This window comes from Streptomyces sp. D2-8, assembly GCF_023184515.1.
In the GTDB taxonomy this organism is placed as follows: Bacteria; Actinomycetota; Actinomycetes; order Streptomycetales; family Streptomycetaceae; genus Streptomyces.
This window is the reverse complement of the sequence record NZ_JAAHBP010000012.1, coordinates 1-11,580: the sequence shown is the minus strand read 5'-3', so window position 1 is coordinate 11,580 and position 11,580 is coordinate 1. Positions and strand designations below refer to the sequence as shown.

Annotated in this window: 8 protein-coding genes; 4 read left to right on the top strand and 4 right to left on the bottom strand. The window is 72.3% G+C overall.

Features of this window, described 5'->3' with window-relative positions:
- Window positions 1–31: 31 nt before the first annotated feature.
- The 4 genes from G3I77_RS21495 to G3I77_RS21480 form a co-directional block, all read right to left on the bottom strand.
- On the bottom strand, window positions 32–472 hold the full coding sequence (locus G3I77_RS21495; RefSeq protein ID WP_248506164.1) for a nuclear transport factor 2 family protein: 441 nt from the start codon (window positions 470–472) through the stop codon (window positions 32–34).
- 47 nt (window positions 473–519) lie between these two features.
- Window positions 520–1,935 (bottom strand): NAD(P)/FAD-dependent oxidoreductase, encoded by a 1,416-nt coding sequence (locus tag G3I77_RS21490; RefSeq protein WP_248506162.1) that lies wholly within the window; start codon window positions 1,933–1,935, stop codon window positions 520–522.
- A gap of 108 nt (window positions 1,936–2,043) precedes the next feature.
- Entirely contained in the window at window positions 2,044–2,424 is a 381-nt protein-coding gene (locus G3I77_RS21485) for a nuclear transport factor 2 family protein (protein ID WP_248506159.1), read from the bottom strand.
- Between the two features lie 270 nt (window positions 2,425–2,694).
- Window positions 2,695–3,282, bottom strand: a complete 588-nt coding sequence (locus G3I77_RS21480) for a maleylpyruvate isomerase N-terminal domain-containing protein (protein ID WP_248506157.1) — start codon at window positions 3,280–3,282, stop codon at window positions 2,695–2,697.
- A gap of 246 nt (window positions 3,283–3,528) precedes the next feature.
- Here G3I77_RS21480 and G3I77_RS21475 point away from each other — a divergent pair, with 246 nt between their 5' ends.
- The 4 genes from G3I77_RS21475 to G3I77_RS21460 all read left to right on the top strand — a co-directional run.
- The gene (locus tag G3I77_RS21475; protein ID WP_248506155.1) at window positions 3,529–4,704 is read left to right on the top strand and encodes an acyl-CoA dehydrogenase family protein; all 1,176 of its coding nucleotides are present in this window, start codon (window positions 3,529–3,531) and stop codon (window positions 4,702–4,704) included.
- Between the two features lie 86 nt (window positions 4,705–4,790).
- Window positions 4,791–5,678 carry an NAD(P)-dependent oxidoreductase gene (locus G3I77_RS21470; RefSeq protein WP_248506153.1) on the top strand — a complete coding sequence of 296 codons (888 nt, stop codon included), beginning with the start codon at window positions 4,791–4,793 and terminating at the stop codon, window positions 5,676–5,678.
- 198 nt (window positions 5,679–5,876) lie between these two features.
- Window positions 5,877–7,298: an NAD(P)/FAD-dependent oxidoreductase gene (locus G3I77_RS21465; protein WP_248506151.1), complete on the top strand. Its 1,422-nt coding sequence runs from the start codon at window positions 5,877–5,879 to the stop codon at window positions 7,296–7,298.
- A gap of 225 nt (window positions 7,299–7,523) precedes the next feature.
- Window positions 7,524–11,580, top strand: a 4,057-nt coding sequence (locus G3I77_RS21460) for a type I polyketide synthase (RefSeq protein ID WP_248506148.1), incomplete at its 3' end; no start/stop codon positions are given.

The window sequence follows — 11,580 nt, the reverse complement described above, 5'->3', positions numbered from 1 at the left end:
CCCCCCTGGCACACCAGGGGGGCTCCCGGGCTCACTGGTCGGCGACGAGGCCGGACGCGGCCACCGGACGGTCGATGGCCATCAGCCAGCGGCCGTCCTCGGTCTTGCGGAGCACATCGGTGCAGACGCCCTCCAGCCGGACCGGCTCACCGTCCGGGCCGGTGGTGTCGATGGAGTACTCGACCCCGATCAGCGCCACGTCTCCGGCCACGTACGAGTGGGTGACACTCGCCTTGAGGGTCGGCTTCGAGGCCAGGAACTCCTTGAAGAACGTCAGCCGGTCGGCGCCCGTCAGGGGCTCGCCGGAGAAGTTCGATACCGAGTCGTCGAGGTAGAGGCGGTTGAACAGCTCGCCGTCACCCGAGTTGAACACCTGGATGAAGATCTCGTTCTGAATGTCGGTGTCGTCGGTGAGGTCGGGCCGTTCCGGGTCGAAGGGGACGGTGAAGGTGGTGGCTGACGTGGCTGACATGGGGATGCGGTTCCCTTCCGGGGGGTGGGTGGGTGATGCCTCGGTGGTCATTCCTCGCCCGCTGCCTGCCGGGCGGCGCGCAGACCGGACTCGATGGCGCCGTCGATGTAGCCGCTCCAGCCGTTGGCTATGTCGCCGCTGGCGAAGGAGAGCCGCCCGCTGGTGTAGGTGACCTCCGGGTAGAGCGTGGTGAGCTGCCGCGGCTTGCGGAACGCCCAGCCGCCGCGCGCGTAGGGGTCGCGGCCCCAGTCGTGCACCTTGACGCCGATGATGTCCAGGTTCACGCCGAGCTGCTGCACGGCCTTCTTCACTTGGGCGACGTTGGTCGGGTCGAGCCGGGGGTCGGTGCTGAAGGCGACGTAGAGCATGCCTTCGGAGGTTTCCTTGAACGGCAGCAGCATGGGGATCTGAGAGCCGCCCTCGGCGCCCTGGCCGTAGACCCGGCCGGCTCCCTTGCGGGCGTGGATCCACAGCTTCACCGCGTTCTTCACGGCGATGCCCTGGGTCGTCGCGGTGGTGAGCGCCGCGGGCAGGGACGGGCTGAACTTGACCGTGCTCAGGGCGTTGACCGGCATCGCGACGACGACCGCGGCGGCGCTGTGGCGCGTGCCGGAGGTGGTGGTGACGTACACCAGCGATCCGGTGTCGTTCACCGAGGCGACCGGCGAGCTGAGCTTGATCGTCGGCTTGGCCTCGTCGATCATCGCCTGGAGCAGCGCCTTGGTGCCCTTGGCGATGCGCCAGCGCATGGTGTCGTTCCAGCCCGCGTTGGTGTGGCCGGCCAGGGCCCACCAGTGGGCGAACATCGTGAAGGCGCCGGCCGTGCTCGCGCCGCCGGCGTAGACCGCCGTCTGCCCGTTGACGAGGAGTTCCTCCTCGGGCGTGAGGGCGAGCTGGGTCAGGCGGTCGCGCAGCGTCAGCTTGTCCAGGCTCTGCAGCAGGTCGGCCCGGTGCAGGGGCTGGAACGGCTTCTCGAAGTACGTCCGCGTGCCGTCGAACATACGCTCGAATACGGTGCCCATCCGGCCGAAGCCGTCCTCCGGCGTGAACTGCCGCGGGCCGTTCGGCGTCGGCAGCCACGTGGTCGAGATCGGCTCGTCCTCCTCCAACGCCAGTTTGTAGCGCGTGAGTTCGGCGCCGAGGTAGGGCTGGGTCGGCTCGACCCAGGTCCCGCCGCGCTCGATCAACTGGCCGCCGTAGCTGTCCGTCCAGGTGCGGCCGCCGATGCGGTCGCGGGCCTCCAGGACGAGCACCCGCTTGCCGCGGGCGCGCAGTTCGCGGGCCGCGGTGATGCCCGCGAAACCCGCGCCGATGACGATGACGTCCCAGTCCGCCGCGGCGGCGCGGGTGGCGGCCGAGGCGACCGGGGCGAGGGCGGGTACCGCGACGGCGGCCGCCCCGGCCGCCTTGAGCAGGGTGCGGCGCGTGGGCCGCCGCCCGCTGGTGGGTCCGTTGCTGTGCATGGTGCTGTGTGTCCCCCGTGTACTCGGTGCGGGCCCGCCGTGCGGAACCTGCATGTCACTCATGGGCCAAGGTGCTCTCGGTTCTGCGTGCCGCGGCGCTCGCGCCGGTCAGCTCGCCTGGCCGTACGGGTCGTCGATGGCGTAGCGCCACACCCCGTCCTCGCCCCGGGTCAGGACGTCCACCCCGACGCCGGCCAGGTGATCGGTGGTGCCGTCGGCGCCGGGGAGGTCGATCGTCCAGTCGACGATCATCAGCGCGGTCTCGCCGGTCACGAACACCTGCCGGGGCTTGGCGGCCATCCGCGGCCCGGCCGCGAGGAATTCCCGCTGGTACTTCCGGCGTTCGTCACCGCTGAGCGGCTTGCCCGGTTCCCAGACGGCGACCGCATCGGCGGTGTAGAACTGCTCGACCGTCTCGTAGTCGCCGGCGTTGACGGCCTCGACGTAGCGGGCGGTGTGGTTTTCCAGTTCCGCGATGAGCTCGGACATGGCGGAAATCGACCTGCCTTCTTGGCTGGAGAGACGTTTGAGGGAAACGTTCACGAGAAAGGAACGTTCCACGTGGGTGCTGCACGGACGGTGCGGGCGCTCGTGCATTTCCGTGGCCGACACTATTCGGGCACGTTCAACGTTCCAGCCACGCTGCGGTAATGCCGTGGTCTCCAGGCGGGCGGGGCACGACATGACAGTGCCGCCGGGCGACTTTTCCAGTCGCCCGGCGGCACGTGATCCGGTGAGCGGGGGAGGGCGGTGGCGGCCTCAGGCCTGGCGCACCCGGCCGTCCCAGCGCCAGGCGCCGCGCCGCGGCAGCCCGGGCAGCGCGGTGCGTCCCGTGCACCACAGCAGCGTCTCGGCGGCGGAGTGACCGGTGGGCGCGTCGGGGAAGAGCCGCTCGACCACAGGCGCCGCCAGGGCGTCCGACGGCGTGTACTCCACGCCTACCGCCTGCGCGATGTCCCGCCCGTGGACGACGAGTTCGAGCACGCCCATCGCGGCGAAGCCGGCCGCGTCCGAGTGCCCGTACGGGTGCCAGGCGCGTGCCTCCGGCGGGGTGTCGCGGACGGTGCCGGCGAGCAGCGTGCCGGCGATCCGGATGCCCTCCAGGGCGGCCGGGACCGGGGCGTGGCCGTCGATCGAGGAGAACAGGGTGATGTAGCGGTCGGCGGGGCGGGCGATGAGCAGCCCCGCGTACCCCACCACCCCGAGCGCGATGTGCGAAAGGGTTTCACGACAGCTCCAGTCCAGATCACCCGCCTTTCCGCGCCAGTCCTGATCGGCTCCCTTTTCGAGTACCGAGGTGGTGTCCTCGGCCGCCGTCCGTACGAGTTCGGGCCATGAAAGAGTCATGCTGGGATGTTCCCACACGGGCCTTCCCGGGCACCGTCCGGTCATTTCCCGGTCAGTGGCCGGTAATTGCCCGGTAATGGTGTGTCGGATCCCCTCCGGTTTCCGGAGGTGCGGGAGTGATGACCGGGCGATGAGTGTGCTCTTACTCATTTCTCCGGGCCCTTCAGTAAGGTTTCGAACTGCCGGGGAGCGTTGGGTTCTCGCGCCTCTCGACCGGCAGTAGGAATCACAATCGAGGAGCCGGAAATGGCCACGAACGACGACCTGGCAGCCGTACTGGAAGCCGTGGACAGCATCGTCCCGACCCTGCGCGAGAACGGCCGTGCCGCCGAGGACCGCGGCTGGCTGCTGGACGAGAGCATCGAACTCCTGGAGAAGGCCGGGGTGTTCCGCATGGCCGTGCCGCGCCGGTTCGGCGGGCTCGACCTGCCGCTCGCCGACCAGGCCCGGGTCATCACCGAGATCGGCCGCGGCTGCCCGGCCGCCGCCTGGGTGACGATGGTGTGGGTGACGAGCACCTGGACGGCGACGCTCTACCCCGACCGCGCCCAGGAGGAGGTCTTCGCGGCCGGCTCCGTCAAGATCTCCAGCGCGTTCGCGCCGACCGGCGTCGCGGTTCCCACCGAGGGCGGCTACCTCCTCAACGGCACCTGGAAGTTCAACACCGGCTGCAAGGGCGCCGACTGGGACTTCACCGCCGCGATGGTGCGCAACCCGGACGGCACCGAGGGCGAGATCATGGCCCTCGTCCCCATGTCCGACCTCAAGATCGTCGACGACTGGGACGTCTCGGCCGGCGCCGCCACCGGCAGTGCCACCGCGGTCGCCGAGGACGTCTTCGTGCCGGCCCACCACGCCGTGTCCTTCGAGGAGGTCATGGTCAGCGCGACCGGCGACCGCTCCAACCTGGGCGCCACCGGCCGCAACTACGGCCTGCTCAGCTTCGTCATGGCCGAGTGCGCCGCCGTGTTCATCGGCATCGCCCGCGGCGCCTACGAGCTGTTCCTCGAGCGCCTCCCCGGCCGCGGCATCACGTACACCGACTGGACCGACCAGAAGCTGCACCCGCTCACCCAGATCCAGGTCGCCACGGCCGCCAACAAGATCGACGCCGCCGAGGCGCTGTCGACCCGCTGGCTCACCCTCCTCCAGGACCGCGCCGACGCCGGCGAGCAGCCCACCGACGCCGAGAAGGCGATCGTGCGCGGCCAGACCGGCTTCGCCGCCCAACTGGCCAAGGAGGCCGTGGAGATCCTCTTCAACGCGAGCGGCGGCTCCGTCATCCGGCGCGACGTCCACCTACAGCGCTTCCACCGCGACATCCAGGGCTTCTCGCTGCACGCCCTCGCCAACGCCGACGTCAACCTCGAACTCCAGGGCCGCGTCCTGGTCGGCCTGGAGCCCGGCACCGTCTTCCTCTGAGTCGACGCCCGGACCCCCTCTTTCACCGGCGCGCCCCGCGTGCCGGTTCGCTCAGCACACCACTTTCGTACTGGAGGAACTGATTCATGGGTGACAACCACACCGCGGTGTCGGTGCTCGGCCTCGGCCTGATGGGGCAGGCCCTGGCCGCCGCCTTCCTGAAGGCGGGTCACGCCACCACCGTGTGGAACCGCTCGGCGGACAAGGCCGACGGCCTCGTCGCGGACGGCGCCGTCCTCGCCGCGAAGCCCGCCGACGCGGTCGCCGCGAGCGACCTCGTGATCGTCTGCGTGTCGACGTACGACGTGGTGCACGACGTCATCGGCTCGCTCGGCGACGCCCTGCGCGGCAAGACCGTCGTCAACCTGACCACGGGCTCCTCCGAGCAGGCCCGGCAGACCGCCGAGTGGGCGGAGAAGAACGGCGCCAAGTACCTCGACGGCGCCATCATGATCACCCCGCCCGGCATCGGCGCCGAGACCTCCGTCCTCTTCTACGCGGGCGACCAGGCCGTCTTCGACGCGCACGAGCCCGTGCTGAAGCTCCTCGGCGGCGGCACCACCTACCTCGGCACCGACCACGGCAAGCCCGCCCTGTTCGACGTGTCGCTGCTCGGCCTGATGTGGGGCGCCCTCAACAGCTTCCTGCACGGCGTGGCCATCGTGGAGACCGGCGGCGTCAAGGCGCAGGAGTTCCTGCCGTGGGCGCACATGTGGCTCGACGCCATCAAGATGTTCACGGCCGACTACGCCGCGCAGATCGACGCCGGCGACGAGAAGTTCCCGGCCAACGACGCCACCCTGGAGACGCACCTGGGCGCGCTCAAGCACCTCGTCGAGGAGAGCGAGGCGCTCGGTGTCGACACCGAACTGCCCAAGTACTCCGAGGCGCTCATGGAGGGCATCATCGCCCAGGGCCACGCCAAGAACAGCTACGCCAGCGTCGTGAAGGCATACCGCCGCCCGAAGCAGTGACCGGGCCCGGTATTCGCTTCATCCCCTGACGAAGGGGCCGGTTCCGAATCCCCCGTCGGAACCGGCCCCTTCCCCATGCCCGAACACCGGCGGCCCGGAATCGAATGCGCCATTCGTCCGTCGTTTCCGTCCGTCGATTCCGTGCGCTTTCCGTTCCGCAATTCCCGCTCATCCCGCTTTTCGCGAAAGGTGTGTTCCATGACCGAGAACGGCGACAGCACGACCCCTCGCGCCCACGGACGCGTCACCAGACGAACGCTCCTGAAGGCGGCGGGCGCCTCCGCGCTCGCCGCCGGTGCCGTCACGGCGACGGCGTCCTCCGCCGCGGCCGAGGGCACGCCGTACGACGCCATCGTCGTCGGCGCCGGCTACGCGGGCGGCACGGTCGCCCGCGAGCTGGGCGCCCGCGGCATGAAGGTCCTGGTCCTGGAGGCGCGCGACCGGATCGGCGGCCGTATCGAGCCCGGCACCCTGGCCGGCCAGCACATCGAACTGGGCGGCGGCTGGTTCGGCCCCGGCCAGGACCTCGTGGCCCGCGAACTGAAGCGCTACTCGCTGACCACCACCGAGGACGTACACGCCACCCGCATGGTCATGCCCGGCCCCGACGGCTACGCCAGCCACTCCCCGCAGGAGGCGGGCGCCCGCCTCAACAGCCTCTTCGCGGACTTCTACGCAGGCTCCGAGCAGTACTTCGAGCGGCCCTACGAGCCGCTCCACCGCAAGGACCTGCTGTCGTCGGTGGACCGTCTCTCGCTCGCCGACCGCATCGCCCAGCTCCAGCTGACCGGGGTCGACCACGACTGGGTGAGCGGCGCCACCTCCGTGTTCGCCGGCGGCAACCGCACCGGCTCCCTCACCGGCCTCGCCCAGTGGTACCAGCTCGCGGGCGGCACCTACGACAAGTTCCTCTCGGTGATGAGCCGGCTGCCCCAGGGCGGCATGATCTCCATCCTGGAACGGATGCTGCGCGAGTCCGGCGCGACCGTCAGCCTCAACTCGCCGGTCACGGCGATCCGCGAACGCGGCGGCCTCACCCACGTCGAGGTCCGCGGCGGCCGGGTCCACAAGGCACCGGTGGTCGTGCTCGCCACGCCCGTCAACCTGTGGTCCACCCTCACCTTCGAGCCGGGCCTGCCCGCGGTGTACGCCGACGCCGCCCGCGAGGGCCTCGGCGTCCCGCACGCCACCAAGCTGTGGTTGCGGGTGCGGGGCACCTCCGAGGCGGTCTCCGCCCAGGCCCCGGAGGGCGCCCCCATCCTGCTGCTGATCCCGCAGAAGCAGCTGCCCGACGGCCGCATCTTCGTCGCCTTCACCGGGCCCGCCCTCGACGTGTCCGACCCGCAGGCCGTGCGCGCCGCAGTCCGCGGGCTGCTGCCGGAGGCCAGGGTCGTCGAGTACCGGGCGAAGGAGTGGCACAAGGACCCGTACGCGCGCGGCGGCTGGGGCCTGCGCCGGCCGGGACAGCTCCTGCGTCAGCTGCCGGACATCCAGCAGCCGTTCGGCCGCATCGTCTTCGCCGGCGGCGACATAGCGAGCGGCTGGAACGGGGCCTTCGTGGAAGGCGCCCTGGAGTCCGGCTTCCGTGCCGCGGAACAGGCCGCGACCCTCGCGGGCTGACCGACGGCAGCGCCATGACCGGGCGGTGGGACACGGGGAGTGCGGTCCCCGTCCACCGCCCGGTCATGGCGCCTTCTCCTTTTCCCCTCCCTTTCGTCCGAGCCGAATTACCGAAGCGAGGCCGGACACTGAGAAGGGGGAGAGACCCCCCTGCCTACGATCGGGCCGAACATTCCCCCACTCAGAAGTCTTGCGGTAATTCGGCCGAAAGGGCAGTCGAGCGCGATGACGAATCAGCACCAGTCCGAATCGATCGGGACGCGCCGTGCACGGAGCGAGGACATCGCGGTCGTCGGCCTTTCCTGCCGTCTGCCCGGAGCCGGGAATCCCGAGGCCTTCTGGGAACTGCTCAGCACCGGCACCTCCGCCATCACCCCGGTCCCGGCGGACCGCCTGCAGCCCGCGACCGGCGAGGCCACGCCCGCCGGCACCGAACCCGGCCTGCGCCGCGGGGGCTTCCTGGACCGCGTCGACACCTTCGACGCCGGCTTCTTCGGCATCGCCCCGCGCGAGGCGCGCGTCATGGACCCGCAGCAGCGCCTCGTGCTCGAACTGGCCTGGGAGGCACTGGAGAACGCCGGGATCGTCCCGGCCACCCTGCGCGGCAGCCGCACCGCCGTCTTCGTCGGCACCCTGCGCGACGACTACGCCGCGCTGCTCTACCAGCACGGCGCCCGGACCGTCACCCAGCACACCATGACCGGCGTCAACCGCGGTGTGATCGCCAACCGGGTCTCCTACCACCTCGGCCTGCGCGGCCCCAGCCTCACCGTCGACTCGGCGCAGTCCTCCTCGCTGGTCGCCGTGCACCTGGCCTGCGAGTCCCTGCGCGCCGGCGAGTCCGACGCCGCCATCGTCGCCGGGGTCAACCTCAACATCCTCGCCGAGGCCGCCGTGGCCGGGGAGCGCTTCGGCGGACTCTCGCCCGACGGCACCACCTACACCTTCGACGCCCGCGCCAACGGTTTCGTCCGCGGTGAGGGCGGCGGCGCCGTCGTCCTCAAGCCGCTGTCCCGGGCCCTCGCGGACGGCGACGACGTCCTCGGCGTGATCCACGCCAGCGCCGTCAACAACGACGGCGCCACCCCCGCACTGACCGTGCCCGGCCAGGAGACCCAGGAGCGGGTCCTGCGCGAGGCGTACGCACGCGGCGGCCTCGACCCCGACGCCGTCCAGTACGTCGAACTGCACGGCACCGGCACGCCGGTCGGCGACCCCATCGAGGCCGCCGCACTGGGCGTGGTGCTGGGCGCGGCTCGTTCCGGCGCCGGTCCGCTGCGGGTCGGGTCCGCGAAGACCAACGTGGGCCACCTGGAGGGCGCGGCGGGCATCGTCGGCCTGATCAAGACCCTGCTGGCACTGCGCCACCGCCGCCTGCCCGCCAGCCTCAACTTCGACACCCCGAACCCGGCGATCCCGCTGGCGGACCTCGGTTTGGAGGTGCAGCGCGAGACCGGCGACTGGCCCGCCCCCGACCGGCCGCTGATCGCCGGCGTCTCCTCGTTCGGCATGGGCGGCACCAACGCCCATGTGGTGCTGGGGGAGGGGCCGGCGACACCGCCACCGGTCGAGGCCCCTGTCCTCGACGGCGTCCTGCTGCCCTGGGTCGTCTCCGGCCGTGGGGCCGGCGCCCTCGCCGCGCAGGCCGGGCGGCTGCGGGCCGCCGTGACCGCCGTACCCGAGCCCCGCCCCGAGGACGTCGGGCGGTCCCTGGCCACCACCCGCACCGTCTTCGACCACCGGGCCGTCGTCCTCGCCGACGACCACGCCGGAATGGTCGCCGGCCTGACCGCCCTGGCCGGGGGCCGCCCCGCCGCGCAGGTCGTCACCGGCGCCGTCCGCCCCGGCACGACGGCCTTCCTGTTCACCGGGCAGGGCGCCCAGCGCGCCGGCATGGGACGGGAACTGCGCGCCGCCTTCCCGGTGTTCCGTGCCGCGTTCGACGAGGTGTGCCGGGCCTTCGCCCCGCTGCTCGACCGGCCGCTTGCCGAGGTGGTGGATTCCGGGACCGGTCTGGACGACACCGCCTGGACCCAGCCCGCGCTGTTCGCCGTCGAGGTCGCCCTGTACCGCCTCGTCACCTCCTGGGGCGTCACCCCCGGCCACGTGGCCGGGCACTCCATCGGGGAGATCGCCGCCGCCCATGTCGCGGGCGTGCTGTCCCTCGACGACGCCGCCCGGCTCGTCGCCGCCCGGGGCCGTCTGATGCAGGAACTGCCGGCCGGCGGCGCCATGGTCGCCGTCGAGGCCACCGAGGACGAGGTGCTGCCCCTGCTCGCCGCGCAGGACGGGCCGGTGGCCGTCGCCGCCGTCAACGGGCCGCGCGCGGTGGTGCTCTCCGGCGCGCACGGCAGCGTCACGGCCGTCGCGGAGCAGCTCGCCGCGCAGGGCCGCAAGACCCGCCGTCTCACGGTCAGCCACGCCTTCCACTCGCCGCTCATGGATCCGATGCTGGAGCCGTTCCGCGCCGTCGTGGAGGAGCTGACGTTCCACGAGCCGCGGATCCCCGCCGTGTCCACGGTCACCGGCACCGCCGTCGAACCGGGCCAGTGGACCTCGCCCGCCTACTGGGTCGAGCAGGTGCGCCGCCCGGTCCGCTTCCTCGACGCCGTGCGCACCCTGGAGAACCTGAGCGCCGCCACCCTGCTGGAGCTGGGCCCCGACGGCGTCCTGACCGCGCTGGCCGCCACGAGCGCCGGTGACACCGAGGCCACCGCCCCCGTCGCCACGCTCCGCGCCGGACGCGCCGAGGTCCGCTCCCTGCTCACCGGCGTCGCCGCCGCGTTCGTCCGCGGCACGCCCGTCGACTGGGCGGCCGTGCACGCCGGCGGCCCGGGCCGCCGCGTCCCGCTGCCCACCTACGCCTTCCAGCGCGAGCGCCACTGGATCGACGGCCCGGCCGCCCCGGCCGTGCGGGCACCCGCACCGGCGCTGCCGGAAGCCGAGACCAGCACACCCCCGGCCGCCCCGGCCCCCGACGCCACCGCCCTCGTGCTGGAGCGGGTCGCCGCCGTCCTGGAGCACACCGACACCGGGCGGGTCGACCAGCACGCCGCGTTCAAGGACCTCGGCTTCGACTCCCTGATGACGGTCGAGCTGCGCGACGCCCTCGCCTCCGCCACCGGCCTGAAGCTGCCCAGCGGCCTGCTGTTCGACCACCCCACCCCGGCCGCCCTCATCGCCCACCTCAGCACCCTGCTCGCCGGCCCGGACACCGCCGCCCTCACCGAGGAGCGCCCGGGCGGCACACCCGACATGGCGCACGAACCCATCGCCATCGTCGGCATGGCCTGCCGCTACCCGGGCGGCGTCACCTCTCCCGAGGAGCTGTGGCACCTGGTCGCCGAAGGCCGGGACGCCATATCCGGCTTCCCCGGCGACCGCGGCTGGGACGCGGGCCTGTACGACGCCGACCCCGGTCACAGCGGGCACAGCACGGTCCGCGAGGGCGGCTTCCTGCACGACGCGGCCCTGTTCGACAACGAGTTCTTCGGGATCTCGCCCCGCGAGGCCCTCGCCATGGACCCGCAGCAGCGCCTCCTCCTGGAGACCGCCTGGGAGGCCGTCGAGCGGGCCGGCCTGGACGCCGCCGCCCTCAAGGGCAGCCGCACCGGCGTGTTCGTGGGCGCCACCACCCTCGACTACGGGCCCCGGATGCACGAGGCTCCCGACACCGTCGAGGGGCATCTCCTCACCGGCACCACACCGAGCGTCATGTCCGGCCGCATCGCCTACCAGCTGGGGCTGCTCGGCCCGGCCGTCACCGTCGACACGGCCTGCTCCTCCTCGCTGGTCGCCCTGCACATGGCGGTGCGCTCCCTGCGCACGGGCGAGACCAACCTGGCCATCGCCGGCGGCGCGACCGTCATGTCGTCGCCCGGCATGTTCGTGGAGTTCTCCCGCCAGCGAGGCCTGGCCGCCGACGGGCGCTCCAAGTCCTTCGCCGCGTCAGCCGACGGCACCTCCTGGGCGGAGGGAGTCGGCCTCCTCGTGGTCGAGCGGCTGTCGGACGCGATCCGCAACGGGCACCGGGTGCTGGCGGTGGTGCGGGGCAGCGCGATCAACCAGGACGGCACGGGCAACGGCCTGACCGCCCCGGTCGGCCCCTCCCAGCAGCGCGTCATCCGCGACGCCCTGTCCGACGCCCGTCTCACGCCCGCCGAGGTGGACGCGGTGGAGGCGCACGGCACGGGCACGCGGCTGGGTGACCCGATCGAGGCGCAGGCGCTGCTGGCGACCTATGGCCAGGACCGTGAACAGCCTTTGCTGCTCGGGTCGTTGA

What these genes read in the sequence shown, in the direction of transcription:
- G3I77_RS21480 (WP_248506157.1), bottom strand. Translation starts at nt 3,282, where the DNA reads ATGACTCTTTCATGGCCCGAACTCGTACGGACGGCGGCCGAGGACACC.
- G3I77_RS21495 (WP_248506164.1), bottom strand. Translation starts at nt 472, where the DNA reads ATGTCAGCCACGTCAGCCACCACCTTCACCGTCCCCTTCGACCCGGAA.
- G3I77_RS21470 (WP_248506153.1), top strand. Translation starts at nt 4,791, where the DNA reads ATGGGTGACAACCACACCGCGGTGTCGGTGCTCGGCCTCGGCCTGATG.
- G3I77_RS21490 (WP_248506162.1), bottom strand. Translation starts at nt 1,935, where the DNA reads ATGCACAGCAACGGACCCACCAGCGGGCGGCGGCCCACGCGCCGCACC.
- G3I77_RS21475 (WP_248506155.1), top strand. Translation starts at nt 3,529, where the DNA reads ATGGCCACGAACGACGACCTGGCAGCCGTACTGGAAGCCGTGGACAGC.
- G3I77_RS21485 (WP_248506159.1), bottom strand. Translation starts at nt 2,424, where the DNA reads ATGTCCGAGCTCATCGCGGAACTGGAAAACCACACCGCCCGCTACGTC.
- G3I77_RS21465 (WP_248506151.1), top strand. Translation starts at nt 5,877, where the DNA reads ATGACCGAGAACGGCGACAGCACGACCCCTCGCGCCCACGGACGCGTC.